General features: G+C 60.6%; 25 protein-coding genes. 10 read left to right on the forward strand and 15 right to left on the reverse strand.

Annotated features, from left to right (window positions below):
* Positions 1–91 precede the first annotated feature (91 nt).
* Positions 92–2,335, forward strand: coding sequence for a bifunctional diguanylate cyclase/phosphodiesterase (locus O9X91_RS18595; RefSeq protein WP_269833802.1), 2,244 nt, complete (start codon positions 92–94; stop codon positions 2,333–2,335).
* 112 nt (positions 2,336–2,447) lie between these two features.
* Here the strand turns inward: O9X91_RS18595 and trhO are convergent, their stop codons facing one another.
* The 3 genes from trhO to O9X91_RS18610 form a co-directional block, all read right to left on the reverse strand.
* On the reverse strand, positions 2,448–3,392 hold the full coding sequence (gene trhO, locus O9X91_RS18600; RefSeq protein ID WP_173991517.1) for an oxygen-dependent tRNA uridine(34) hydroxylase TrhO: 945 nt from the start codon (positions 3,390–3,392) through the stop codon (positions 2,448–2,450).
* A 164-nt stretch (positions 3,393–3,556) separates the two neighbouring features.
* Positions 3,557–4,465, reverse strand: a complete 909-nt coding sequence (locus O9X91_RS18605; RefSeq protein WP_269833803.1) for a CHAD domain-containing protein — start codon at positions 4,463–4,465, stop codon at positions 3,557–3,559.
* The gene (locus O9X91_RS18610; RefSeq protein WP_077984066.1) at positions 4,449–4,937 is read right to left on the reverse strand and encodes a CYTH domain-containing protein; all 489 of its coding nucleotides are present in this window, start codon (positions 4,935–4,937) and stop codon (positions 4,449–4,451) included. Before O9X91_RS18610 ends, O9X91_RS18605 begins: the two co-directional genes overlap by 17 nt.
* A gap of 171 nt (positions 4,938–5,108) precedes the next feature.
* Between O9X91_RS18610 and O9X91_RS18615 the strand changes: the two genes are divergently transcribed.
* From O9X91_RS18615 to O9X91_RS18630, 4 genes are all read left to right on the forward strand, one after another.
* Positions 5,109–5,747: a 2-dehydro-3-deoxy-phosphogluconate aldolase gene (locus O9X91_RS18615; RefSeq protein ID WP_080819086.1), complete on the forward strand. Its 639-nt coding sequence runs from the start codon at positions 5,109–5,111 to the stop codon at positions 5,745–5,747.
* Positions 5,748–5,855: 108 nt separating this feature from the next.
* On the forward strand, positions 5,856–6,551 hold the full coding sequence (locus tag O9X91_RS18620) for a tellurite resistance TerB family protein (RefSeq protein WP_077984064.1): 696 nt from the start codon (positions 5,856–5,858) through the stop codon (positions 6,549–6,551).
* Positions 6,552–6,843: 292 nt separating this feature from the next.
* Positions 6,844–7,536: a GNAT family N-acetyltransferase gene (locus O9X91_RS18625; protein WP_269833804.1), complete on the forward strand. Its 693-nt coding sequence runs from the start codon at positions 6,844–6,846 to the stop codon at positions 7,534–7,536.
* Positions 7,523–7,768 (forward strand): hypothetical protein, encoded by a 246-nt coding sequence (locus O9X91_RS18630; protein WP_269833805.1) that lies wholly within the window; start codon positions 7,523–7,525, stop codon positions 7,766–7,768. The genes O9X91_RS18625 and O9X91_RS18630 overlap by 14 nt, the downstream gene beginning before the upstream one ends.
* Here the strand turns inward: O9X91_RS18630 and O9X91_RS18635 are convergent.
* The 3 genes from O9X91_RS18635 to O9X91_RS18645 form a co-directional block, all read right to left on the reverse strand.
* A complete protein-coding gene (locus O9X91_RS18635; protein ID WP_077984061.1) occupies positions 7,765–8,814 on the reverse strand; it encodes a nickel/cobalt transporter in 1,050 nt (349 codons plus the stop codon). The two genes, O9X91_RS18630 and O9X91_RS18635, sit on opposite strands and share 4 nt — an antisense overlap.
* On the reverse strand, positions 8,808–9,449 hold the full coding sequence (locus O9X91_RS18640; RefSeq protein WP_165691265.1) for a DUF1007 family protein: 642 nt from the start codon (positions 9,447–9,449) through the stop codon (positions 8,808–8,810). Before O9X91_RS18640 ends, O9X91_RS18635 begins: the two co-directional genes overlap by 7 nt.
* Positions 9,450–9,556: 107 nt before the next feature.
* Positions 9,557–10,735: a hypothetical protein gene (locus tag O9X91_RS18645; protein ID WP_137411967.1), complete on the reverse strand. Its 1,179-nt coding sequence runs from the start codon at positions 10,733–10,735 to the stop codon at positions 9,557–9,559.
* A gap of 270 nt (positions 10,736–11,005) precedes the next feature.
* Here O9X91_RS18645 and O9X91_RS18650 point away from each other — a divergent pair, with 270 nt between their 5' ends.
* On the forward strand, positions 11,006–11,293 hold the full coding sequence (locus O9X91_RS18650) for a hypothetical protein (RefSeq protein ID WP_077984058.1): 288 nt from the start codon (positions 11,006–11,008) through the stop codon (positions 11,291–11,293).
* On the opposite strand, the gene O9X91_RS18655 is transcribed toward O9X91_RS18650, so the two are convergent.
* A complete protein-coding gene (locus tag O9X91_RS18655; protein ID WP_269833807.1) occupies positions 11,250–11,654 on the reverse strand; it encodes a hypothetical protein in 405 nt (134 codons plus the stop codon). The genes O9X91_RS18650 and O9X91_RS18655 overlap by 44 nt on opposite strands.
* 33 nt (positions 11,655–11,687) lie before the next feature.
* Between O9X91_RS18655 and O9X91_RS18660 the strand changes: the two genes are divergently transcribed.
* Positions 11,688–12,869 carry an MFS transporter gene (locus O9X91_RS18660; RefSeq protein ID WP_142913150.1) on the forward strand — a complete coding sequence of 394 codons (1,182 nt, stop codon included), beginning with the start codon at positions 11,688–11,690 and terminating at the stop codon, positions 12,867–12,869.
* A gap of 42 nt (positions 12,870–12,911) precedes the next feature.
* On the opposite strand, the gene O9X91_RS18665 is transcribed toward O9X91_RS18660, so the two are convergent.
* From O9X91_RS18665 to O9X91_RS18675, 3 genes are all read right to left on the reverse strand, one after another.
* A complete protein-coding gene (locus O9X91_RS18665) occupies positions 12,912–13,904 on the reverse strand; it encodes a WD40 repeat domain-containing protein (RefSeq protein WP_142913148.1) in 993 nt (330 codons plus the stop codon).
* A gap of 223 nt (positions 13,905–14,127) precedes the next feature.
* Complete coding sequence (locus O9X91_RS18670) at positions 14,128–15,240, reverse strand: CobW family GTP-binding protein (RefSeq protein WP_142913146.1); 1,113 nt, start codon at positions 15,238–15,240, stop codon at positions 14,128–14,130.
* A gap of 109 nt (positions 15,241–15,349) precedes the next feature.
* A complete protein-coding gene (locus tag O9X91_RS18675) occupies positions 15,350–16,153 on the reverse strand; it encodes a creatininase family protein (protein WP_142913144.1) in 804 nt (267 codons plus the stop codon).
* Positions 16,154–16,232: 79 nt separating this feature from the next.
* Between O9X91_RS18675 and O9X91_RS18680 the strand changes: the two genes are divergently transcribed.
* The 3 genes from O9X91_RS18680 to O9X91_RS18690 all read left to right on the forward strand — a co-directional run bounded on the left by O9X91_RS18680 (position 16,233) and on the right by O9X91_RS18690 (position 19,269).
* A complete protein-coding gene (locus O9X91_RS18680; RefSeq protein ID WP_142913142.1) occupies positions 16,233–16,742 on the forward strand; it encodes a MarR family winged helix-turn-helix transcriptional regulator in 510 nt (169 codons plus the stop codon).
* A 134-nt stretch (positions 16,743–16,876) separates the two neighbouring features.
* Positions 16,877–17,899 (forward strand): LacI family DNA-binding transcriptional regulator, encoded by a 1,023-nt coding sequence (locus O9X91_RS18685; protein ID WP_142913140.1) that lies wholly within the window; start codon positions 16,877–16,879, stop codon positions 17,897–17,899.
* 407 nt (positions 17,900–18,306) lie between these two features.
* Positions 18,307–19,269 (forward strand): 2-hydroxyacid dehydrogenase, encoded by a 963-nt coding sequence (locus O9X91_RS18690; protein WP_142913138.1) that lies wholly within the window; start codon positions 18,307–18,309, stop codon positions 19,267–19,269.
* A gap of 134 nt (positions 19,270–19,403) precedes the next feature.
* Here O9X91_RS18690 and O9X91_RS18695 read toward each other — a convergent pair whose 3' ends face one another.
* The 5 genes from O9X91_RS18695 to O9X91_RS18715 all read right to left on the reverse strand — a co-directional run bounded on the left by O9X91_RS18695 (position 19,404) and on the right by O9X91_RS18715 (position 26,131).
* Positions 19,404–20,531 (reverse strand): Gfo/Idh/MocA family protein, encoded by a 1,128-nt coding sequence (locus O9X91_RS18695; protein ID WP_142913136.1) that lies wholly within the window; start codon positions 20,529–20,531, stop codon positions 19,404–19,406.
* Between the two features lie 36 nt (positions 20,532–20,567).
* Positions 20,568–21,380 carry a 5-deoxy-glucuronate isomerase gene (gene iolB / locus O9X91_RS18700; protein WP_077984050.1) on the reverse strand — a complete coding sequence of 271 codons (813 nt, stop codon included), beginning with the start codon at positions 21,378–21,380 and terminating at the stop codon, positions 20,568–20,570.
* A gap of 101 nt (positions 21,381–21,481) precedes the next feature.
* Positions 21,482–22,390, reverse strand: a complete 909-nt coding sequence (gene iolE / locus O9X91_RS18705; RefSeq protein ID WP_142913134.1) for a myo-inosose-2 dehydratase — start codon at positions 22,388–22,390, stop codon at positions 21,482–21,484.
* Position 22,391: 1 nt separating this feature from the next.
* The gene (iolD, locus tag O9X91_RS18710) at positions 22,392–24,218 is read right to left on the reverse strand and encodes a 3D-(3,5/4)-trihydroxycyclohexane-1,2-dione acylhydrolase (decyclizing) (protein WP_142913132.1); all 1,827 of its coding nucleotides are present in this window, start codon (positions 24,216–24,218) and stop codon (positions 22,392–22,394) included.
* Entirely contained in the window at positions 24,215–26,131 is a 1,917-nt protein-coding gene (locus O9X91_RS18715; protein WP_142913130.1) for a bifunctional 5-dehydro-2-deoxygluconokinase/5-dehydro-2-deoxyphosphogluconate aldolase, read from the reverse strand. The genes iolD and O9X91_RS18715 overlap by 4 nt, the downstream gene beginning before the upstream one ends.
* Positions 26,132–26,150 lie beyond the last annotated feature (19 nt).

The following is a 26,150-nucleotide window of genomic DNA, read 5'->3' on the forward strand; positions in this document are numbered from 1 at the left end:
CGGGAAGAATTTTTCAGGACCTTTGTCAGGCTATCGTTTTATACCCGTGGTTTTTTGGGGTAAGGCCACAAGGCGGCTTAACGGCTTCTGAATGTTTCCTGCGGAAGATGATGCTTTCGAAGGGGATTTTATGCGGATTGCGCCGCGCAACATTGGGGACTATTTGCCGGTCGGGCGCAGAACCGCCGTGGGCGTGGTCTTGTCCACCTTCGCCCTGGTGCTTGTCATCGTCACCGCGCTGGTTTTGTCCGCCTTGAGCCAGGTCCGCGAAAAGGCGAACCTGCTCGACAACGCGCGTTCGCGCGAGACGACGGCGGGCGCCCTTGTCACTTTTCGAGAACAGCTTGGCGCGACCCTGAACGACTACGCCGCCTGGGACGACGCTGCCGAATATGTTTATGCCCCTGATCGTTTTGACTGGGTGGCAAGCAATTATGGCGAGATGACGGTCAATAACGATCTCTTCGATACGGCCGTGGTCATCGATGAGGATGGCAACGTCCGCATGGCCTATCAGGACGGCAAGCCTGTAAAGTGGAAGCCGGAGGCCTATTTTGCCGGCGGCCTCAGGGAAATGATCGAGCGCGTGCGGTCCATGCGCCCGGGCATCACTTCGCAGGTGACCGGTTTTGCCAAAACCGCCGATGGTATCGCCGCCGCGGGTGTCGCGCTCGTGCGGATGAAATCCGGCGCACTGCCGCCGGTCGGTGAGGAGCGGCGTTACCTAGTTTTTGCCCGCCATCTCAAGCAGGCGACGGTTGACAAGCTTGCCCGCAATTACGTCATCGATGGTCTCGAGCTGCAATATGGCGACACGCCTGCGGCCAACCATGTGGATATCGTCAATCCGATGGGGGAGGTGCTGGCCCGGCTTGTCTGGCGCTCGCACCTGCCGGGAGACGTCAGCTTTCATGAGGCGCGGCCGGTGGTCTTCACCGCGCTCGGTATCGCCGGCACGTTTTTTCTGGTGCTGCTCATCATCGGTTCGGCCACGCTCGACCGCCTGAAGGCGGATGAGGCGGCCGCGCGGGAGGAGGCGCTGCGCGACCGTCTGAGCGGGCTCAGCAACCGCGCCGGGCTCTTCGCCAGACTGAACCGCATGGTCGAAAGAGGCCGCCATGACAAGACGGATATCAAGCTGCTCTATCTCGATCTCGACGGTTTCAAGGAAATCAACGATTCCTACGGCCACGCCGCCGGCGACCGGCTGATCAAGGGCGTGGCAGCAGCGCTCCGGGTGCTGGCGCCGGAAGGCGCTGTTCTGGCGCGGCTCGGCGGTGACGAATTTGCTATCGCCATTCGGGGCAATGACGTATGGGCCGAAGGCCGCAAGCTCTGTCTGGCGCTGCTGGAACTCTTTACCGAGCCTTTCAGCATCGGTGAGAGGGTGGCGAGCATCGGTTGCAGCATCGGCACTTCTGTTTCCCGCGCCGGCGACATCAGTGGCGAGGAGCTCCTGCGGCGCGCCGATATGGCCATGTATCAGGCCAAGGAAAACGGACGCGGGCGTTACGTGTCCTATGAACTGAAGATGGATGAATTGCGCGAGGAAAAGCTGCAACTCGAAGCCGATCTTCGCTCCGCCATCGTGAACGATGAGATACAGGTGGTTTATCAGCCGGTCGTCAGCGCCGCCACACGATGTATTACCGGGGTGGAGGCGCTGGCCCGCTGGCAGCGGCCGGGATATGGCTTTGTGCCGCCGGATATCTTCATTGCGGCTGCCGAAACCAGCGGCCTAATCGACCGGCTAGGCCTTCTCGTCCTGCACAAGGCCTGCGAGACGGCCCAGCAATGGCCGTCCATCAAGCTCTCGGTGAATATCTCACCCGTGCAATTCCGCAACCCGGCCTTCTCCGGCTATGTGGCGGATATTCTCGAGATGACGCAGACGCCGCCTGAAAGGCTGCGGCTGGAAATGACGGAAGGTTATTTCATCCAGCATCCGGAACGGGCGAGTGCGGCCATCGACAAGCTGAAACAGCTTGGCCTGCACATAGCGCTCGACGATTTCGGCGCCGGTTTCGCCAGCGTCGGGTATCTGCGCCGTTTCGGTTTCGACCGCATGAAGATCGACCGTTCGCTGATCATCGCGCTCGATAAGGGCGGCCGGTCGCTGGAAATGCTGCAGGCCACCGTGGCGCTGGCGAAATCGCTCGATATTCCGGTGACGGCCGAAGGCGTGGAAACGGAAGAGCAGGCGGCCATCCTGCATCTGTGCGGCTGCGATGAATTGCAGGGTTACCTGTTCTCGAAACCGGTCGCGGCGGAAGAGATCACTGCCCTGCTGGACGGGCAGGACGCGCCGCTTTTTGCGTTGCGGGCAGGGGCGTGAATGTCACAGTGGATTGCCGCCGCCGCGGCCTGTTTCTTCTCCCCGGCGGGGAGAAGAAAGATGCGGCACCCGCTCGATCCAAATGCAAATGCAGTCCGATAGCCGGCCGGTATTACCGCCCCAGATGCCGCTCGCCGCGCTTCTTTGCCAGTTCGATCTGCTGCTGCCGGTCGCGAAACCGTTGGCGGTCCTCTTCGCTGCGCTCGTCGTAACAGCTCGGGCAGGACACGCCTTCCTCGAATTTAGGAGACAGGCGCACTTCCGGTGTAATCGGGTTGCGGCAGGCGTGGCAGAGTTGGTGGTCGCCTTCGGCAAGGCCGTGCACCACGGAGACGCGCTCATCGAACACGAAACAGGCGCCTTCCCACAGGCTCTCTTCTTTCGGGACCTCTTCCAGATATTTCAGGATGCCGCCCTTGAGGTGATAGACCTCGTCGAAACCCTGTTCCTTCATGAAGGCGGTGGCCTTTTCGCAGCGAATGCCGCCGGTGCAATACATGGCGATCTTCGGCTTGTTGTGCAGGCCGGGATTGTTCTTCACCCAGTCGGGAAATTCGCGGAAGGTTTTCGTCTGCGGATCGACTGCACCCTTGAAGACGCCGATGGCCGTCTCGTAATCGTTGCGGGTGTCAATGACGATTGTATCCGGATCGGAGATCAGCTCGTTCCAGTCGCGCGCCTCGACATAGGTGCCGACGATGCGGTTCGGGTCGATATCCGGCACGCCCATGGTGACGATCTCTTTCTTGAGCTTCACCTTCAGGCGCACGAAAGGCATGTGCGAGGCACGGCTTTCCTTGTGCTCCAGCGCGGTAAATTCCGGCTGGGCGCGCAGGAAGGAGAGCACGGCGTGAATGCCCGCATCCGGCCCGGCAATGGTGCCGTTGATGCCTTCGGCGGCCAGCAGCAGCGTGCCCTTGACCCCGTTTTCCTGGCAGAGTGCGTACAACGGCTCGCGCAGGCTCTCGAACCGCGGCAGGCGGGCGAAATGATAAAGCGCGGCCACAAGGAAATCACCAGAGACTTCCGGGCGGGGGAGAATGGTCGTGTCGGTCATGGGCGCTGAAATACAGGGACGGCGGTCGCAAAGCAATATTTATCGGCGGTTCCGTGTATTTTGCAAATCGTCAAATATCTGACGGAAGGGCGCAAAAGGCGAAGAGGTTCGTGCTACAAAACCGGCCTTGGCGCGACCGCAAGACCTTTCTTTCGTCATCCCACCTATTTCGCCGCCTGCCGCCACAACAGGCCGACGATGCGGCTTTCGGTTCGAGCGGATTCGGAAAACACCTCGTTCGCCAGCGCAAGTGCTTCGGCACGCAGCGCCTGCTGCCTTTCGATAATGGCATCGAGCAGCAGGGCCAGCCGCTCGCCATTGCCGAAACGGTCCGGCTCGCGGTCGGCGACGGCGGCGAGAACCGATAGATCGTGCTCGTGGCCGAGAATATCCACCAGCCGCTTGGTATCGGCGCGCTTGGCGCGCATGGCGGAAGGCCAGAGCCGGCGCATCAGGCCAAGATGCATCCAATAGGCCTGCCCGGACTTGCGCAATTCATGGAAATGCTCGACGTCGGCCTGCGCGTGGCAATCGGCGAGCGCCTTGCGCGCCCTTTTTCTCTGTTTCGCCCAGGCGCTTTTTAGCAGCCGCGCCGTGTCCTTCAACGCATCCGGCAACGACAGGGTCTCAAGCGCCCTGCGCGCTTCCCCGCAGCCGGTAATGGCGGCGGCAATGGCCTCATCGAGACCGGCCTCGTGTTCTATGGCGTCGTCGCGGCGCGCGCGCAGCATCGCGGTGATCGACCGCAGCGCTTCTCCCTGCGCATCGGAACGGGCGAAGGCCTCGAGATATTCCGCCGTCTCCACAAGTGCCGTTGCGTCCCGCGCAAAGGCGAGGGAGCGGGCGATATCGCGAATACGGGCGTTTTCCCCGCGGCCGAAATCCGGCGCCGCCTTGCGGATAAGGCGATAGAGGGCGCGCAACCGCTTGAACCGCTTGCGGGCGTCGTGCACGGCCTCGTGCGATCCGGACGGCTGGTCGCGAAGGATTGTGACTGTATCGTCGATCAGCTCCAGCCCGGCCCGGCGGATTTCATCGTCGAAGGGCTTTTTCGGGTCAATTCTGAAGGGCATCCGACAGGTCTCCGCTGGGACAGTCCATGGCGAGTGACTGGTTGGAGAAGCGCTTGTCTCCGGTGACTTCCCGACCCAGCCAGGACGGCAGATCGGGGTCGGCATTTTCGTCGTTCATTTCCACTTCCGCCACCACCAGCCCGTGATATTTCCCTTCGAAAACATCCACTTCCCAGGTGAAGCCGCCATGATCGACGGTGTGGCGGGTTTTTTCGATGACCACGCCCGGCGCGCTTGCCATCAGCTCTTCGGCGTCCTTGAGGGGTATGGAATATTCATATTCGTCGCGGACAAGCGCGCTTGCGCCGATCTTAATGGTCAGGGTCGCATCGCGCTCATCGACGATCCTGACCCGGACCGAGCGGTTTTCCATCGAGGCGACATATGCCTGCCGGAAAGCCATGCTATGCGTGACCTCATTGCGCCATTCACCGCCTGCAACAAGAAACTTCCGTTCGATTTCCTTGGCCATGCTGTCTCCGCGAACTGGGGCGCTAGAGTATCGCAATATGATAGTGTGATGAAGCGAATTGATTGAAGTATCTGGATAAAAATGCGGCTGGCGCGCCTCGACATAAATGCCGAGGCAGGCTAATCGGTAGACGGAATTTCAATCGTTTCAATTGCGCAAGGGAGGCTCATCTTGGCCCAGGACTCCGAAAAACTGCTCTCCATCCTCAAGCTCCAGCCGGTCGTGCCGGTGCTGATCGTGGATGATGCCGCTTCCGCCGTGCCGCTTGCGCGCGCTTTGGTCGCGGGCGGCCTGAAGGCGATTGAGATCACCATGCGCACGCCGGCGGCGCTGGACGCCATCCGCGCGGTTGCGGCGGAAGTCGAAGGCGCCAATGTCGGCGCCGGCACCATTCTCAACGCCCGGGATTTCGAAGCGGCGGCGGAAGCCGGCTCCACCTTCATCGTCAGCCCCGGCATCAACAAAAGCGTGCTGGAAGCCGCACGCGGTTCAAAGGTGCCGCTGCTTCCGGGTGCTGCCACCGCCAGTGAAGTCATGGCGCTGCGTGACGAGGGTTACAAGGTGCTGAAGTTCTTCCCCGCCGAACAGGCCGGCGGCGCACCCTATCTCAAGGCGCTGTCCTCGCCGCTCGCCGGCACCGTCTTCTGCCCGACGGGCAGCGTGTCGCTCAAGAACGCCAATGATTACCTTTCCCTGCCGAACGTGGTTTGCGTCGGCGGTTCCTGGGTCGCCCCGCGCGAGCTGGTGGCGACCGGCGACTGGGCGGGTATCACCAGGCTTGCGGCCGAAGCCGCCGCATTGCGCGCCTGATTTGCAATCGGTCAAACCCGTTCACGAAGGCGTGAGCGGGTTTGACATTTGTATTCGGGCCACGGCTCCCTATCTCCCCTGTAGATTTGACCTCTACAGGAGATTTTGATGTTCGACGCCAAGAAGCTTCTTGAACAATTCCTCGGCTCGCAGGTGCCGGGCCTTTCGGGAAGCGTCCGTGACAGAGCCGGGCAGGCCGCCGATATCGCCAGGAACAATCCCCTGAAAGCCGGTGCGCTCGCCGCCGCCATTCTGGGCACCAAGACCGGCCGCAAGCTTGCCGGCAATGTCGCCACCATCGGCGGCGTGGCCGCCATCGCCGGTCTCGGGTACCTTGCCTACAAGAATTACAAGTCCGGCCAGGCGCCTGAAGTCGCGCCGAAACCCGAGCCGGAGCTGCTCGCACCGCCCGCCGATTCCGCCTTCCATCCGCAATCTCCCGCCCTTTCCAATGATTTTGCGCTGAAGCTCATCCAGGCGATGATCGCCGCCGCCAAGGCTGACGGTCATATCGATGAGAAGGAGCGCGCCAATATCATGGACAAGGTGCAGGTCTCCGGCCTCGATAGCGAAGCCGAGCGGTTCCTCGAAAAGGAACTGGCCGATCCTCTCGACATCGACGCGCTGGTGGCAGCCGCCCGCACGGAAGAGCAGAAAGTGGAGCTTTACACCGCCTCGCGGCTGGCCATCGAGGCCGATACGCGAGCGGAGCGGGGCTATCTCGATCTTCTTGCCGGGCGGCTTGGGCTGCCGGATGCGCTGGTGGATCATATCGAGGCGACGGTGGTGGCGGCGAAGGTGTAAGTCGGAGTTTGGGGTTCACCCCCCTCTGCCCTGCCGGGCATCTCCCCCTCAAGGGGGGAGATCGACTTGCGGCTAGGTTCCGCCCATCTCAACTTTTGAGAAGGAAGTGGCAAAAGAGTGTCTTGCCGATCTCCCCCCTTGAGGGGGAGATGCCCGGCAGGGCAGAGGGGGGTGAGCCACACCCGCTAAGGGTAGTAAGCACCCACCCTAGACCACCGCATCCCGCCCCACATCCCCTGTTGTCATCCCGCCCCGCTTGCCCTAATCCTTCTCCCAGCAAATGGGGAAGAGAATGCGCGATCTGAGTGATTTCAAGGGATGTCCGCCGCCGCAGCCGGTGGTGTTGAAGGGTCGTTATGTGACCGCCGAGCCGTTCGACCGCGAAAAGCATCTGGAAAAACTCTGGACCGCCCTTGGCGGCGAGGGCGTGAATGCGCTGCTCAAATATTTCCCGCAAAGCGCCTTTCCCGATGCCAGCGCTTTCGGCGACTGGCTTGTCGGCGCAGGGCAGAAGCTTAACTGGGTCACGCTGGTCTTCGTTGAAAACGCCACCGGCGATATCGTCGGCATGGCGAGCTATATGCGGCCCGATCCCGCCAACGGGGTGGTCGAGGTCGGCTCCGTCGCCCATGGCGCGAAGATGAAACGCTCGCCTCTTTCCACCGAGGCGCATTACCTGATGGCGAAACATGTTTTCGAGGATCTGGGGTATCGCCGTTACGAGTGGAAATGCCACAATGAAAACGAGCCCTCCAAGATAACGGCGAAGCGTTATGGCTTCACCTTCGAGGGCGTTTTCCGCCAGCATATGGTCTCGAAGGGCCGGAACCGCGATACGGCGTGGTTTTCCATGATCGACGGCGAATGGCCGCTGATCGGCAAGGCCTTCGAAGCCTGGCTTTCGCCGGAGAATTTCGCGGCCGATGGCGCGCAGAAACGCAAGCTTGAGGATATCCGTGCGGAGTTTGCCGATGCCATTGCCTGAAAACCAGGCGCCTGAAAAGCCGAGCCACGGTAAGAAGGATTGGTCTCCGGCCCTCGCCGCCGCCCTCATCATCGTCGGTTTCGGGCTGGTCTTCTTCGTCATGCCGAAGATCATGCTGTGGCTGGGCGATTATTCGCCCTGGCTCGCCGCTGCCTTCGGTTCGGTGGCTGTGCTGTGTTTCTTCCTGCTATTTTGGCTGCGCGCCCGTTACCAGCGCCGCCGTGACGGTTAGAGCTGAAGCGACGCACCGAGCAGCAGCAGTCCCATGATCAGCACGAACAGCGCACCGGCGATCTCTATCGCATGGCTGATGCCGGCCGCCCTGCGGCTGCCGGGGCCGGCGAAACGCACGGCGAGGCCCTTTGCCGAGACGGCCATGATGGCGAGAGCCGATACCGTAATGGCCGTGCCGAGCGACATGGCGAGCACGGAGAGCACGCCGCCGAGATAAAGCCCGTTCAGAAGTGCAAAGCTCATGACGATGATCGCGCCCGAGCAGGGTCTGAGCCCGACTGCGATAATGGCGGACCACGCCTCGTGCAGGCTGAAGTTCTTGCCCTTCAGCAACATCGGGTCGGGCGCGTGGGATTTGCCGCAGGCGGTGCACAGGTCGCCCGCGCCATTATGCTCATGATCTGCGAAAACCGGCTTACCCTGGAAGCGCAGGCCCGTGCCCATGCCGGTCGTTCGCGGCATGGCGGTTTCACCTGCCGTGGCGAAAACGGGAACGGGTTCGCGCCGGATGCGCAGCGACCAGAGCTTTCGCACAAGCAGCCAGGCGCCGAACAGCGCCACCATGGCGAAGCTGGCGATTTCCATCGCCTGCGTGGCCTTCGTCATGGTGATGGAGGTGCCACGCAGCACCAGCCACGCGGCACCGACAAGGCCGATGGCCATCAAACCCTGAATGAGCGCCGAAACGAAAGAAATGAGAATGCCGCGTTTCAACTGCGTTTCATTGGCGATCATGTAGGACGAAATGACCGCCTTGCCGTGGCCGGGGCCGGCGGCATGAAAAACGCCATAAGCAAAGGAGAGGCCGATCAGCGAGCTGAGCGCCCAGCCATCCTCGCGCATGGCCTTCAACGCGCCGGTCAGCGCACGGTAGAACATCTGCTGGTGCACGTTGATCCATTGCATCAGCGGTGCGAAGGGCCCGCCAACGGAAAAGGAAGGCTCGGCCGAACCGATGCCGAGCGGCGACTGCGCATGGGCCGCACCGGCCACGGCAACGAGGCCGATGGCGACAGCGACGAGGCTTGCCCTGCGGCTCAGCATGATATCTCCAGCCGGGTGGCGAAGAGTTTGGTCATGTCGGTTCCGGTCGGATCGTTGAAGAAGGCATCGGTCAGCGAACTCTGGTTTTGCGAGATCACCTCGTCCGGATCGGGTCGGACGACATGATGCTTGCAGGCATTCAGGTCCTTGCCCTCGGTCGCGATATCGCCGTCCTTTGCGAAATCGATCGCCGTGTACATGGTCGGATCCCAGGCGCCGAAGGAGAGCTTGCCCTTGACTGCGAGCGGTTTGGTCGGCTTCACGGAGAAGAACATCAGGATCTGGTTGTCCTTGTAGTCCACGTGAATGGCGTCGGGCTTCCCAAACTCCACCGGTTTTCCATTGGCGGTGATGAAGGTGTAGTAGGAATATTCGGCAAGCGATTCCTTGACCGTATTGCCGATTTCCGCCAGCTCGTCCTTGTCGAGCTTCAGATCGCTGTTCTTGTCGTAATCCATCACCACGCTTGCGGAAAACATCTCGTCGAAACGCCAGATGTTGCGCACTTCCTGAACGGTGCCGTTCGGCCCCTCAACGATTTCCATGCGGGCTTCGGCAAAGATATGCGGATGCGCAACCGCCGCGACTGGAACGCAGGCGAGGCCGACCGCGAGGAGCAAAATGCGTCTGTTCATTATCCGGTCTGTCCTGCCTTCGAATCTTGAAGGCCCGACTCTAGCAGAAATTGGGACCGAATTTCGACCTGATGGGTTTGATCCTTCGCGCGGGCCGCCAAGGAATTTCAAAAGGTGCCGCTGAAGCGCGAGGTGATGCTGGAGCCGCTATAGGCAAGATCGGTGTCGCGTTCGCCATGCAGCAGGCGGTTGAACTCCAGCTCCAGCTTGCTGTTCTTGCCGGTATCGAAGGACAGCGTTGCGACCAGCCTGCGCTCGCTGGTATCGTAATTATAATAGATCCAGTCCTTGTGGACGCGATGCAGCGCAAGATCGAGCCCCACCTTTTCGGTGAGCCTGCTTTTCATGACGAATTGAAAGCGGCGATGGAATTCCGCAATCGGATCATCCGGATCGAAAAGCGCATAGTCCTGCGAAAAGCCGACGCCGAAGGCGATGCGATCGGTGGCCTTCACCTCGGCCTCGGCCCGCAGATAGGGGCGGGTGTGCTTTACCTTGTCGCTGATCTCATCGCCGGAAATGGATGTGAAACCCGCTTCGGCCAGAACCGCGAAACGGTCGGAGAACCTGTAACCATAGGCCAGAGAGCCGCGCAGCGTTTGGGCCGGGAAACGTTCATATTTTTCCTGCTGCCCCTCAGGCACGGCGATACGGTCGTAAACAAGCGTCAGCCCCGCCTCGCCACCGCCGAGCGATCGTGCATGTTCGGCCTTCAGCGATAAAAGCGCCTCGTTGGCTTCCAGTCGGGTGGGCAGGAAATAGGCCGGGCGGAACCGCGCCTTGCCTTTCATCAGGCTGGCGATGCTTGCCGTCAGCGTGTTCTTGCCGCCAAGGGCGAGGATGCCGAGCTGGGAAGACGCTTCCAGCTTGTGATCCAGCTGTCGGTAACCAATGTCTTCTTCCGGCAGATGCAGGAAAATATCGCCGGCATCGCTGCGGGTACCGCGCAGCTCAACAGCCCATTCCAGCTTGTCGGAAAAGCGCTTCGTCAGACCCAGTGTAGCGATGGTGTTATGTTCATTGGCGAAACGATAGCGGGGTAGGCGAACCTCTTCCTGCTCGAGCGAATAACGCAGCTCCGCCCCCTCCAGCGTTATCTTGCCATTGAGCCCGAAGCCGGTGCGCAGCGATATCGCGCTCAGCCGGTTGGTGTCGGCGAAATAATTGCTGTCATAAGCAATGCCGGATTTATAGGTGACATTGTGCTCCTCGGCCTTTTGCTGCGCCTGCGCGCCGCAGGCGCAGGCAAGCCCGAGAACAAGCGCGATATATCCCCCCAGCCGCATTCGCATCTCCGGTCGCTAATTAAGCAATATCTTATATTTGGATGGTTAATAAAGTCTCCCGCACCATTTTACGTTCGGAGCCGAAATTCATGGCGTCTATGCCGAAGTAGAGATGGTGGGCTCGAAAAGATGATGTGTAAAATTCTATTAAAATCACCAGTATTAAAGTTAATTTTTCATTGTAATATTAGCATATGCTTGAATTAGAATCCTCTAAATATACAGTTCAGTTACGCCAGATGGCGTGATCAAACAAAAGAGGAGAGAGAAATGATTGCAAAGTTCGCTTGTGTAGCCGCTATTCTTACTGTCGCTTCCGTTGGTCAGGCCAATGCGGGCGGTCTTCTGGGAGGCATCCTGTCCGGCAACAGCAACAAGGGCGGCGCCCTTGTCGTCGTCTCGCCCAGCATCGATCTCGGTGTCAACGGCATCCTGTCCAATAACGGGATTCTGAATGGCAACAAGACCGGCATTCTGAACGGTGTGCTGAACGGCAACAAGACGTCCGTCGATGTCATCGACAACAAGAACGGCGGCGGCAAAAAGCGCCGGCACTAACTGAACCGTGGAACGGGATGGCGAAACCATCGGGCTTTTCCCCATCCCGCTCCAAAGGAACAGCTCGAAAATCATCAGGGATTTTCGACGCAGACGATGCGCGCAGCATATAAGCCGGCAACGATCCTCGAGTTGCGTGTGTTTGACGCATGGCGTTTCCGGCAAGAACAAACGGCGCATCGCATGACTGGAAGAGGGCCTCGCGGCCCTCTTTTTTGTCCGGTTTCTTCACAACATTGAAACCGAGCCGGTGTACCGGATGGGGAAGACGACTTGTTTTCTTCGAGAAGCGAAACCGCATTCGTTCTTTCGGACGGGCTTGAACCACAGAGCATTTTGGTGTGATGGTGGTCGCCGTCATCCCGTGCCGCCTCCCAGCCTTCACTCGATTCCCATGCCACAGAAAAGCACTTTGCCGGGCGCTTTCGATCGTCAGGCCTATATGATCGCGCTGCTGGTTTTCATCGCCGGCAGCACCAATGCTGCCATTGTGCCGTTTATCGGTTTCTACATCATCCAGGTGCTTGGCCATCCGCCGGCAACGCTCGGCCTTTACAGCGTGACGGCAGCGCTTGCCTCCATCATCGCCAGCCGTATCTATGGCGAGCGGGTGGATGCCGGTGTGCGGGTGAGGCCGTTGCTGCTGCTTTCCGTCGCCGGGGCTTTCGTGGCGGCGGCGGCGGCGAGCTTCGGACATCTGGCGCTGCTGGTGGCGGTCACGGCGACAGGCATGGGGCTTTCCAACGCGGCCACCACACTTGTCTTCAGTTACGGCCGTTATCATGGCCGGATCGAGGCGCTCGATACCATCTCTTATAATGCTTTCCTCAGGATGATGGTATCGCTGGCATGGATGTTGTTGCCGGCTGCCGCCTTTCTGATTGTCGATCTCGCCGGTGCAAAGGCCGTCTTCGTGAACGCGATGCTGATGGCGGCCACCTGGGGAGCGCTTGCGTTTACAATCGTGCCGCGTGGCCAGACCTGCCCGATGGAGCGGCGAGATGAAGGCGGGGTCGATACGGGGCGCAACTTGCCGTTATTGATGGCGGCGGCAGCGAGTTTCTGCATGTCTTTCGCCCACGCTCTTTGCGCCTCGGCCCTGCCGGTGTTTCTGGTGCGTGAGGTGGGCTTGCCGGACTATGCGCCGGGCCTTTCGCTCAGCGTCAAATGCGCCATGGAAGTCCTGCTCATTCTTCTTGCGCCGCGCATCATGCGCCTGATCAGCGCACGGCTGCTGCTGAGCGGCGCGGCGATAACGGCGATAATCGCCTTCAACATCATCGCTTCCGTCACGACCCTGCCCGCAATGCTGCTGGGCGCTGCGATGGAGGGCGCCTATTACGGCCTTTTTGCCGGCACCTGCCTCACCTTCGTGCAGGGCTTTGCCCGCGGACGCACGGCCCGGGCGACGGCGCTCTATATGAATTCGATTTTTCTCGCCGCGCTGTTTGCGGTGCCGCTAATGGGGTTCGTATCGCAATATGCCAGCTTCGGCACCTCTATTCGCCTTGCTTCAGTCGGGGCGGGTGCGGCGCTGCTGCTGCTGTTTCTGACGCGGCGGCAGGTGGCGGAATAGGGCGTTCCGGCGAAAGTGCGGAGCAACCCATTACGCCATCCCTCAAGCCGAAATATCGATGATCCCGCAATCGCCCGCTTCGGACGCAAAGGCGAGCAGTTTGCCGGTAGCGCTCCAGTCCATGGACGTAATAGCGCCCTTGCCGGGGCGGCGCAGCAGGGCTTCCTTGCCGTCGGCGAGGCGCACGCCGAGGATCATGCCGTCGATGAAGCCGATGGCGAGTACATCTTCCACCGGATGGAAGGCGACATTGGTGGCCATGATATTGGCGCGGCTACCGAGTTCTTCCGGGGCCTTGCCCATCGGGCCATCCTTGCCGGAGAAGGGCCAGACGATTGCGGCGGGGGCGCCCGATGAGGCGAGCCACTTGCCCTTTGCCGACCATGACACGGATTTGACCTTGGCGGGATAACCCGTCATGCGCATGTGGCGGGCTTCCATGCCGCCCTTGGTGGCTTCCATCTTCCAGCCGTGCAGGGCGTTTTCCTGCATGGTGGTCACAAGGAACTTGCCATCGGGCGAGAAGGTGACGCCGGTATGCGCACCCTTCCATTCCAGATCGACGGGATCGCCCGATGTTCCCACCCAGTGCAGTGTCACGCCGTTATAACGCGCCACCGCGATGCGCAGGCCCTTGGGGGCAAAGGCGATTGCCTCCACCGTGCGTTCTTCCTTGAATTCCTTGACCGTGCCGTCCGACAGCCGCACGAAGCTGGATTTGCCGACGCCATAAGCGACCGCCTTCTGCGGGCCGCCGGCAACGACGCCCACCCATTTGCGCGGTACATTGGCGATCTCGCTGATGCTGCCATCATGGCCGATGCGCAGCACGCGCCCGTCTTCGCCGCCGGAAAGCAGCGTGGCGCTATAGGGGTCACGAATGCAGGTCAAAAGACCGTCATGCGCCTCGGTCACCTTCTCGCCGCCATCCAGCCGGTGAATGGTGCCGGCGGCGGTGGCAAACAGGGGAATGTCGCCGAGAAAATGGGTCGAGACCACGTGGCCTTCGATATCAAGCGGGGCAACAGTCGGCATGGGGCATCGGTCTTTCGTATCAGTGTTTTTTGTTTGGTGGATTTCGGTCGCTGACAAAGGTCGGGAAGACCCGTTGGTGCGGTTTCAACCCGTTGCGTCATGGTCGGGCTTGACCCGGCCATCCACATGCTGGCGGCAATGGGTCCTCGGGTCAAGCCCGAGGATGACGTCGCGCGTGGGGAGGCACCGAGCATGAGCGTCTCGGTGCCTTCCCTTGAAAACCTCAGGCCGTCGCGAGGCAGGCGTTAAAACTCTTTTCCAGCTTCTCGCGGTCCAGTTCGCGGCCGATGAAGACGAGGCGGCTTTCGCGCTTTTCGTCTTCCTTCCACGGGCGCTGGTGATCGCCCTCGATGATCATGTGCACGCCCTGCACCACGTAACGTTCCGCATCGCCCTTGAAGGCGATGATGCCCTTGAGGCGCAGGATGTTCGGGCCGTCTGTCTGGGTGACTTTCTGGATCCACGGGAAGAACCGCTCGGGGTTCATCTCGCCGCCGCGCAGCGAAACCGACTGTACCGTCACGTCATGGATCGGGGAGACCGCGCCATGGTGGTGATCGTGGCCATGGTCGTGCGCATGGTCATGATCGTGATCGTGGTCATGATGATGGTGATCATGGCCGTGGTCGTGATGATGATGATCGCAATCGGGGCCGCAAACGTGGTCGTCATGGCCGTGCTCGAGGAAATGCGGGTCGTTTTCCAGCGCGCGTTCCAGGTTGAAGGCGCCCTGATCGAGAACCCGGGCGAGATCGACGCCGGAACGGGTGGTCTTGTAGATACGGGCGGAAGGATTGATGGCGCGCACGATATCTTCGATGCGGGCGACTTCCTCCGGCGAAACGAGATCGGTCTTGTTGACGACAACGACGTCGGCAAAGGCGATCTGGTCTTCGGCCTCGCGGCTGTCCTTCAGGCGCAGCGGCAGATGCTTGGCGTCAACGAGGGCAACGACAGCATCTAGCTCAGTCTTGGCGCGCACGTCGTCATCCATGAAGAAGGTCTGGGCGACGGGAACGGGATCGGCAAGACCTGTGGTCTCGACGATGATACCGTCGAAACGGCCCGGACGGCGCATCAGGCCTTCCACGACGCGGATAAGGTCTCCGCGCACCGTGCAGCACACGCAACCATTGTTCATTTCGTAGATTTCCTCGTCGGATTCGACGATCAGATCGTTGTCGATGCCGATCTCGCCGAATTCATTGACGATGACAGCGTATTTCTTGCCGTGGTTCTCGGAGAGAATGCGGTTGAGAAGCGTCGTCTTGCCGGCGCCGAGATATCCCGTCAGGACGGTGACTGGAATGGGCTTGGCTATAGCTGTTTCGGTCATGAAAAACCCCGCGTGGAGAGAGGCTATCAAGCCTCAGGAAGATGTGTCGTCGTCCATATAGGCGCGACGCTCGGGCAGTTCAAAGAGATTTTGGCCGAATTCGGCCAGGTCACTCAATTTTGTTATGAAATAACGTTATGTCGAAAGCGTGGACATCTTCAAGCAGTTCGACAAGGCCGTTGACCGCATGGGACATCAGCCTTTCGCCCTTTTCTGCGGTGGCGGCGGTGGCGTTTCCGGCCACGCCGTCGGGGTTCAGATCGCTCATCAGCCAGCCGAAGGCATGCGGGCCATAGGCGCGCAGGTGTTTGAAGCGGCTGGCGAAATCGCTCTGCCGGGAGGGAAAGTTTTTGGCCTTTTGCATCGCCACCCGTTCGGGGTGAAGCGCCAGCATGACGGATGTCTCTATATCGCCGCCATGAATGTCGATTGCCTTGTCCTGCGGCTTCACGATATCGGCAGGCACGCCGAAACGGGTCCAGCTTGTGGCGACCGCCAGCATGCCGAAACGGACGCGGGCCTCGGTGGCGACGACGGTCATCAGCGGTGAATTGCCGCCATGAGCGTTCAGCATCACGAATTTGCGCACGCCCTTTTTATATTCCGCCTCGGCGATGCCGAGCCAGCGCTCGATGGCTTCATCGTAACGCAGTGTCTTCGTGCCCGGCACGTCCATGTGTTCGATGGAATAACCGACCGGCTCGACCGGCAGGAACGAGACCGGCAGATGGGCCGGCAAAACGGCGGCGAGGCGGGAGACGATGCCTTCGGCAATCAGCGTATCGGTCTCGAAGGGCAGGTGCGGACCATGCTGCTCGTGCGCACCGAGCGGCAGGACGGAGATTGCTCCTGTTGCGCGAAGATGAGGCTCTGTTACGTTTTCGTCGTGATAATGCGTGTATGAGTTTGGCATCTGGCAGTCCGCGCGTGCATTCGATAAGGATTTCCAGCAACATATATCGGTTCCGCCACAGGGTAAAAGGCACTCGCATATGAGCAAGGACAAATCCGGGAACAAGGACAAAACCGCCAAGAAGGAAAAGGGCGGCAAGAAGGCCAAGGACGCCAAAAAAAGGGATGAGAATTTCAACCCCGAGGAACTGGCGCAATCCATCACTCAGGCCGCCCGCTCCATGCGCACGGCGCTGAGCCACAGTCTTGCCGAAAGCGGCCTTTATGCCGGACAGGACGGCGTTATCCTGGCGCTGGCGCAGGAAGGCAGCCTGACACCCGGGCAGATCGCCCAGAAACTCGGCGTCAAGGCGCCCACCATGACGCGCACGATCGGCCGCATGGAAGCCCAGGGCTTCGTGGAGCGCAGCGGTGACGACGAGGATGGCCGTGTGACGCTGGTGAAGCTGACGGAAGCGGGTCTGAAAAGCGTTGAACACATCAATGTTTCCATCGCCAATTGCGGCGCAAGAGCCGTCGAGGGGCTTTCGGCCAAGGATGTGCGTAACATCGTTAAACTCTTGAAGGCGATAGACGCCAATCTTCAATAATTTTTGCTGAAATTTTTAAAAGAACCATCTGTTTTGTGGGTATTCCTTAAACGGGTTGCGGATTTTGTTTAAATTGTTTAATTGCAATTTAAACGGGGCTATCCGTCATCGACGTGCGTTTGGGGAGGAATGCCGTGGCCCAAAAGGTCAAATTGTCCACGATTGCCGAAAGCCTCGGACTTTCGACCGCCACCATTTCTCTTGCATTGCGCGATAGCCCGCTGGTCGCCGCCGATACGCGGGAAAAGATCAAGGAACAGGCGCGGGCGCTGGGTTATATCTATAACCGCCGCGCCGCCAGCCTGCGCACCTCCCGCTCCGGTATTGTCGGCGTGGTGTTCCACGATGTGATGAACCCCTTCTATGGCGAAATCCTGAAAGCCATTGAAAGCGAGCTGGACCGCAGCCGACAGACGTTCATCCTGTCCAACCACTACGATTCGGTGGAAAAACAGCGCACCTTCATTGAAACGCTGCTGCAGCTCGGCTCTGACGGCATCATCATGTCTCCGGCGATCGGCACGCCGGTCGAGGATATGACGCTCGCCGAAGAAAACGGCATGCCCGCCATTCTGGTGGCCCGCTCCATGGACGGCGTTGACATGCCAACCTATCGCGGCGATGACAGCTACGGCATTTCGCTCGCCACCAACCACCTCATCAGCCTCGGCCACCGCACCATCGCCATGGTTGGCGGTACCGACCAGACCTCGACGGGGCGTGACCGTTATCAGGGTTATGTCAATGCGCTGCGCAAGGCGGGCATCGAGGTCGATCCGAACCTGCGCATTCCCGGCCCGCGCTCCAAACAGGGCGGCTTCGAGGCGGCGGTGCATTTCCTCTCGCTGCCGCAGAAGCCGACCGCCGCCGTGTGCTGGAACGATCTCGTCGCCATCGGTCTCATGAACGGCATTTCCCGCGCCGGTCTGGTGCCGGGTGTCGATATTTCGGTAACGGGCTACGACGATCTGGAGGAAGCTGCCATCGCCACCCCGGCGCTGACCACCGTTTCCAACGGCCAGGCCGAGGTGGGGCGCTTGGCGGCCCGCGCGCTGCTGGACAGGCTGGCGGGCAGCCATGAACCTGATGGTATTCACCTCATCAAACCGGAAATGCGCATCCGGCAATCGACTGGGCCGGTGCGGCCGCGGGTGTGAGCTTGACCCTACGTCAGGAAGTGGTCTTGGCGACGCCAGCCGCGCCGAGGTCAATCCTCGGGCCTGTCCCGAGGATCCGCAACCTATTGATTTTGTTGGCATGGTTAGACCCTTGGACAAGCCCAAGGGTGACGTTGCGAAAAGCTGTATCCATCGCGCTCAATGCCGTGATGTGTGCTCTTTTTAGAAAGTCACACCCTGCAGCGATGAAACAGCCCGGCACGACGGTGCGAGGCGCCGGCAAAAAATCGGCATGAAACCTCCCTCTGCCCCCACAACATCCCCTTATTGGCCTTTTCACGGCGGTCGTTGTTTGAAAAGATCGCCGCCATGAGGAGTGGGATGGCAAGCGGTTCGCTTGACGACCACTCCTGATATCGGAATGTTATCTGGAGGAATATCCGCTCATGTCTGACAAAAAGGCCGTCGTTCTCGTCCCCGGCAAGATAAACCCACGCGTTCTCGAACGCCTTGAAGGCAAGGTCGAGATCGTGACCGTGCCTGCCGGCGCCGAGCCGGTTCTGCCTGAGGGTGCGGCGGAGCGCATCAATGCCATAGCCGTTTCCGGCGTCGTCAACGCAAAGTGGATCGATGCGCTGCCGAAGCTCGAGATCATCGCCAATTTCGGCGTGGGTTATGATGGTGTCGACGCCAAACACGCCGCCACCCGTGGCGTCGTGGTGACGAATACGCCTGATGTGCTGAATGACGAAGTGGCCGATACGACGATTGCGCTGTTGATTAACACCGTGCGCCGTCTTTATCAGGCCGAGACCTGGCTGCGGGATGGCAAATGGGTTGGCGAAGGCCCGTTCGCACTGTCGCCGTTTTCGCTGCGCGGCCGCAAGGTCGGCCTGTTCGGCATGGGCCGCATCGGCCAGGAAATCGCCAAGCGGCTTGAACCCTTCAAGGTGGAGATCGGCTATCACACCCGCAGCAAGCGCGACGAACTCTCCTACACCTATTATGGCTCGCTGAAGGAAATGGCAGAGACCGTCGATACGCTGATCTGTATCGTGCCGGGCACACCAGAGACACACAAGGCGATCAATGCCGACGTGCTGACCGCGCTCGGGCCTGAGGGCGTGTTCATCAATGTAGGCCGCGGTTCCAGCGTCGATGAGGACGCACTGCTTGAGGCGCTTAAAAGTGGCGCTTTGGGGGCTGCCGGTCTCGACGTGTTCTATGCCGAGCCGAAGGTGCCGGAAGCTTTCCTGTCGCTGCCGAATGTCTCCCTGCTGCCGCATGTCGCCTCCGCCTCGGTTCCCACCCGCAACGCCATGGCCGATCTGGTGGCCGACAATATTCTCGGCTGGTTCAGGGACCGCAAGGTGCTGACGCCGGTGCCGGAGACGCCGGTCAAGGCGTAATCCTTTTCCAGTGCCATCCTCGGCCTTGTGCCGAGGATCTAATCACGTCGAATAAAATCAAGATGTTGCAGATGCTCGAGACAGGTCCGAGCATGACGAAGGAGGTGAGCGTAGCGCTCACCCCCTATCTGCCCCTATTCCGCAATTTCCTCCGTCGCCACCCAGCGCCCTTCTGCAAATGACCGGGCCATGGCGTGAATGCTGCGCTCGATCTTCAGCCCTTCGTCGAAATCGATGATATGGGCCTTCTTGCCTTCTATGGACGCTATCAGTTCCCGGCATTCGATCACTTTCAGATCGTTGAAGCCGAGGCCGTGGCCGGGGGCTGGGATGAAGCGGTCGTAGGGCTTGTGGTGGGGGGCGGTGAGAATGGTTCTAAAGCCCTGTTCTTCCGGGCGTCCGTCCGTGGTGTAGAGCTGGAATTCGTTCATTCGCTCCTGATCGAACAGGATGGAGCCGGTGGAGCCGTAAATCTGGATGGCGATGCGGCCCTTGCGGCCCCACGCGGAGCGGTTGGCGATCAGCACGGCTGAAATGCCGCCTTCCAGCTTCAAGAGAACGCTGGCAAGATCATGCGTCTCGACCGCACGTTCGCCACCGCCGGCAAGCGGGCGGGTTTCGTAAGGTTTGACCATGTCGGTGATGGCGCTTTGCGCGTGGCCGAAGAGGGCGAAGAGCAGTGACAACGGATGCACGGCGAAATCATCCAGCGCACCGTAACCGGAGGATGCCTCGCTCTTCCAGTAGAAGGTCTGGGTCGCGTCTGCCATGAAGTCCTCGTCCATTTCGGCCCGGACGTGATAGACCTTGCCGATGGCGCCTTCGTCGATCAGGCGGCGGATATGGCGGATGACGGGGTTCTGGATGTAGTTGTAGCCCATCGCCGCTGCCTTGCCGGACCGGCGAGCGGCATCGCGCATCTTCACCGCGTCAGTAAAGGCAGGCGCCATCGGCTTTTCGCACCAGACATGTTTGCCAGCCTCAAGGGCGGCAATCGCCATTTCGGGGTGGAAGGCGTTCGGTGTGGTGACGGAGATGACGTCGATCTCCGGGTCTGCCAGCAGATCGCGCCAGTTGCCCGTGGAACGGACGAAACCGAACTCCGCTGCTTTTTTGGCAGCAAGCTCCGGGTTGACTTCCGCGAGCGTCACGAGGCGGGGGCGTTCCACATCGCCGAAGACGCTGGTGACGTTGTTCCACGCAAGCGCGTGGCATTTGCCCATGTAACCGGTGCCGATAAGGCCCACGCCAAGAGCGGCCATGGTCATTCCTCCCAAAATTTAAAGTGAAAATAGCGGTCAGGGATTATCGCGCTTGAAAATCCAGTCATGATCGGGATGGTTCTTGAACCGCCATTTGCGCATCGGCCCGGCCATCACGTTCAGGTAATACATCTCGTAACCATAGGGTGCACCACAGGGGTGATGGCCCTTGGGAACGAGCACGACATCGCCATCCGATACCGCCATGGTCTCATCAAGCGAGCCGTCTTCGGTGAAGACGCGCTGGAAGCCGAAACCCTGCGCCGGGTTGAGCCGGTGATAATAGGTTTCTTCCAGATAGGTCATGTCGGGGTAATTATCCTCATCATGCCGGTGCGGCGGATAGGACGACCAGTTGCCCGACGGGGTGAAAACTTCCGTCACCAGCAGGCTGTCGGCCACATCGCGCTCTTCCATGGCGATGGGGAAAATGTAACGCGTGTTGGCGCCCTTGCCGCGCTCGGTCAGCTGCACGCCATTGGGGCCAATCTGCTGCGCCTCGCGGTTGCCTTTTTCGCCGGGCGCGGTGCAGACACCGATTGTGCAGTCCGTCGTGGCGGTCAGCGACCATTCGGAGCCGGCGGGAACATAAACGCAGTGCGGCGGCTTGCGCTCGAATACATTCATGCGGTCGCCGAGTTCGCCGAAGTCCTTACCGCCTGCGGAAATCGTCGCCTTGCCTTCGACCAGCACGAGGATGACTTCCGTATCGCCGGTGTTTTCCGCCGCCGTTTCGCCCGGCTTCAGGCGGTAAAGGCCGAAACCGACATAACCCCAATCCGCGCTTTGGGGCGTGATATCGTGCACCTTGCCGCTGGTCGCGACCGGCTTGCGCAGAAGTGAGGTCATGGTGGTGTTCCCTTTTTTGGTCAGTCGTTCAATTTATCGGGCGGCTATTCCCGCGTTTCGCTCATCCCGGTGACGAGCACAGGAATGAGGGAGAAAAGGCTTCAAGCAGCCTCTGCCTTGTCCAGCCCCGCCTCGCGTGCAAAAGCCTTCAGCGATTTCAGCCCGAGGCTCTGATATTCAAATGGATTGCGCACATCAGGGTCCTGTTCGGCCTCGATCACCAGCCAGCCGCTGTAATTGTGCTCGGCGGCAATTTTCAGCACGGCTGAGAAGTTCACGCCGCCCTCGCTGTCACCTGGCACGGTGAATACGCCGCGGCGAACGCCTTCGAGGAAGGAAAGCCGCTCGTTCCGAACCTGCTCGGCAATGACTGGGCGCACGTTCTTGGCGTGGATATGGCCGACGCGGCCCATGTATTTCTGCGCGACGCGGACGGGGTCGCCGCCGCCGAACAGGCAATGGCCGGTATCGAGCAGCAGATGGGTCTTCGGACCGGTATGCTTCATCAGGAGATCGATCTCCTCTTCGCTCTCGACCACGGTTCCCATGTGGTGATGATAGACGAGGGTGATGCCCTGTTCCGCGGCAAAGGTGGCCAGCGCCTCGACACCCGCGCCGAACTTGGCCCAATCTTCAGCGGCAAGGCGCGGACGGTCGACCAGCGCCGTGTCATCGGCGCCGTGGATGGCGTTGGAGGTTTCGCAGACGATGATGACCTTCGAGCCCATGGCCTTCAGGAGATCGAGCGCCGGCTGCATTGCCTTCTTTTCGGATTCGATGTCGTCGGTCAGGAGGTTCAGCGAATGCCAACCGGAGACGAAGGAGAGGCCGCGCGGCGAAAGCACGCCCTTCAGACCCTCCGGGTCGGTCGGAAACTTGTGGCCCTTTTCGATGCCGTCAAAGCCGATCTTTGCGGTTTCATCGAGGCATTGTTCCAGGCTGATATGCGCACCCAGCGTCCGGTCGTCGTCATTGGACCAGGCAATCGGGTTGGTGCCGTAACGGATCATCTTACTGTCTTTCCTTGATATGGTTTTCGTAGCGCGCGCGCGCCGGTCCGATTTCGGCGCGGTCAGAAACTTCGGGTACCGCCACATCCCACCAGTGACCGCCGGCCTGCGGGGTCGGATAAGGGTCGGTATCGATGACGATGACAGTCGTGCGGGTGGAGGCGCGCGCGGCTGCGAGCGCGTCTTCCAGCTCCGCGATGGTGGAAACCTTGCGCGCATCCGCTCCCATCGAGCCGGCATGGGCGGCAAAGTCGATAGCGATCGGATTGACGTTGGTGTGGGCGTAGAGATTGTTGAACTCCGCGCCGCCGGTTTCCATCTGCAGCCGGTTGATACAGCCATAGCCCCTGTTGTCGGTGATGACGAGCGTGATCTTCACGCCCATGGCAACCGATGTCGCAAGCTCGGAATTCATCATCATGTAGGAACCGTCGCCGACCATGACGATCACGTCGCGGTCCGGTTCCGCCATCTTGATGCCAAGGCCGCCAGCCACCTCGTAACCCATGCAGGAGAAGCCGTATTCCATGTGATAGGAAAGCGGCAGCTTGGATTTCCACAGTTGGTGCAGCTCGCCCGGCATGGTGCCGGCCGCGCACATGACGACGGTATTGTCACGCGACTGGCGCTGGACGGCGCCGATCACCTGCATGTCGGTGGGCAGGCTGTTGGCATGGTCCTCGCCCGGTGCGGCGGTATCGGCATCGGCCTTTTCGAACCATGCTGCCTTGAGGCCCGCATCGGGCGCCGCAAAACGATGGCTACCGAGCGCTGCGGAGAGTTTTTCAAGCCCGATTTTGGCATCGGCCGTCAGGCTGATCGCATCGTGCTTGGCGCTGTCATAGGGCTGAACGTTGAGCGCCAGGATTTTGCGGTTCGGATTCTTGAACAGCGCCCAGGAGCCGGTGGTGAAATCCTGAAAACGCGTTCCGACGCCAAAGACCAGATCGGCTTTTTCGCTGATGATATTAGCGCTTTCCGCACCGGTCACGCCGACGGGACCGAAATTGAGATCGTGATCCCACGCCAATGCCGATTTACCGGCCTGCGTTTCGACGACAGGAATGGAGTGGGTTTCGGCAAAGCGCTTCAACGTGTCGGTTGCGCCGGCAAAATGCACGCCGCCGCCGGCAACGATGATCGGGTTCTTCGCGGCCCTCAGCGCGGCGACGGCCTCTTCGAATTCCACCATATCCGGCTCGGGGCGGCGCTGACGCCAGACTCGCTTTTCGAAGAAGCTGACAGGGTAATCATAGGCTTCCGCCTGCACATCCTGGCAGAACGCGAGCGTGACGGGGCCGCAATCGGCCGGGTCCGTCATGGTGCGCATGGCGCGGGGAAGCGCCGTCAGCAACTGTTCCGGGCGCATGATGCGGTCGAAATAACGGCTGACCGGGCGGAAGCAGTCATTGACCGTCATCGTGCCGTCGCCGAAATCTTCGAGCTGCTGCAAGACCGGATCGGGACCGCGATTGGCGAAAACATCGCCGGGGATCAGCAGAACCGGCAGGCGGTTGACATGCGCAAGCGCTGCTGCCGTTACCATGTTGGCAGCGCCGGGGCCGATGGAGGAGGTGACCGCCATGGCGCGCCGGCGGCGCAGCTGCTTGGAATAGGCGATGGCCGCATGGGCCATCGATTGCTCGTTCTGGCCGCGATAAGTCGGCAGTTCCTCGCGAATGCCATAAAGTGCCTCGCCGATGCCGGCGACATTGCCATGGCCGAAGATGGCCCAGACACCGGCAATATAGGTCTCGCCATGTTCATTCATCTGCGCGGCGAGGTAACGAACCATAGCCTGCGCAGCCGTCAATCTGATTGTCTTCACGCTGCCTCTCCCTTTTTGGCGCGCGCCTCATCCCATATACGGCACAGGCTGGTATAGCGCTGCGCCATGTCCTTCACCGCTTCCTCATCGGTGATCTTGCCACCGAGCCAACCCCGCGCGGCGTCGGCGAAAATCGTGCGGCCAACGGCGAAACCCTTGACCAGATCGAAACCGGCGGCAAGGCGGAAGCTCTCCTCCAACTCGCTTTGCGGTGCGTCAAGGCCGAGAACGACGATGCCCCGCACGTAAGGATCGTTGCTGTGCACGGCGTCGCAGGCATTTTTCCATGCCGCGCGAGTCTTCATCGGCTCCAGCTTCCACCAGTCGGGGTAGATGCCGATCTCGTAGAAGCGTTCGATGATGCGCGCGGCGGTCAGATCATCTGTCGGGCCGACCTTGGAGGGAATGACCTCGAGCAGCATTTCCAACCGGTTGCGGCGGGTCGCCTGGAACAGACGCATTACCGTCTCCTCCTGCGCGGCACGCATCTCGTCGGTATCATCCGGGTGATAGAAGCACAGAACCTTGACGACATTTTCCAGCGGCCATTCGGAAAGCCCGCCGAAATCCTTGCCGAGTTCGGGTTCCAGCGTCAGCGGGCGCGAACCCGGCCATTCCACCGGGCGACCGATCCACAGGCCGGAGCCGCTGGCGGCAAAGAGTGCATCGCGCCCGAGGCGGCCATCGCAGAGAATGCCGTAACCCGGCCTGTCGCCGGCAACCTGCTGCGCGGACTGAAGGCATAGCTTCTTGAAAGCGCCGATCTGCTCGTGCTTGACGCCAAGCTCGTCGGCGATGGCCTCCAGTTGCATGCGGTGATCGAAGGCGAAGACGCGCATCGTGTCCCAGTCGCCCTTGCGGTTGGTCGACCAATGCACCTGCTCCAGCGCCTCGTCCTTGCGCAGCGCCTTGTTGCGAATGCCGGCCTTGAAGAAATATTGCAGCTCTTCCCAGCTCGGATAGGCGGGCGTGCAGCCGTGGCGGGAAACGGCAAAGGCGCCACAGGCATTGGCGTATTTCAGCGTCGTCGGCCAATCCTCGCCGCGCAGCCAGCCGCGGAACAGCCCGGCCATGAAACCATCGCCCGCGCCGAGAACGTTAAAGACCTCGATCGGAAAACCTTCGCCCGTCTCGCCATCGTCCAGGCTTGCGGGAATATCGCCGGTGAAGACTGAAGCCCCCATCGGACCGCGCTTGCATACCAGCGTCGCGTTGGACACCTTGCGCACGGCGTTCAGTGCGGTCAGCGTATCGGTGGAGCCGCCGGCAATGTGGAATTCTTCCTCGGTGCCGACGATCAGATCGAAGAGATGTAGGGTGGATTGCAGCTTGGCGGTGACCTTCTGCGATTCCACAAAGCGGCTTTCGCCATCGCCATGGCCGGCGACACCCCAGAGGTTGGGCCGGTAATCGATATCGAGCGCGGTCTTCGCGCCATTTTCGCGGGCGAGTTTCAGCGCCTTCAGCACGGCTGCTTCCGTCTTCGGATGCGACAGATGCGTGCCGGTGGCGCAGATGCAGCCAGCCTCGGCAATGAAGGCGGGATCGATGTCGTCTTCGCTGAGCGCCATGTCGGCACAGTTCTCACGATAGAAAATCAGCGGAAACTGGTTCTGGTCGCGAATGCCGAGCAGCACGAGCGCCGTCAGCCGCTCCGGGTCCGTCTTCACGCCGCGCACATCGACGCCTTCGCGCACCAGCTGTTCGCGGATGAAACGGCCCATATGTTCGTCACCCACACGCGTAATGACCGCGCTGTTCAATCCAAGGCGTGCAGCACCGGCTGCAATGTTGGTGGGAGAGCCGCCGATATATTTGGCAAAGGAGGCCATGTCCTCCAGACGGCCGCCGACCTGCGAACCGTAAAGGTCGACAGACGAGCGCCCGATCGTGATAAGATCAAGTTTTTTCAAAAGGTTCCTCCTTAGCACC

This window comes from Agrobacterium salinitolerans, from assembly GCF_027498475.1.
In the GTDB taxonomy this organism is placed as follows: Bacteria; Pseudomonadota; Alphaproteobacteria; order Rhizobiales; family Rhizobiaceae; genus Agrobacterium; species Agrobacterium salinitolerans.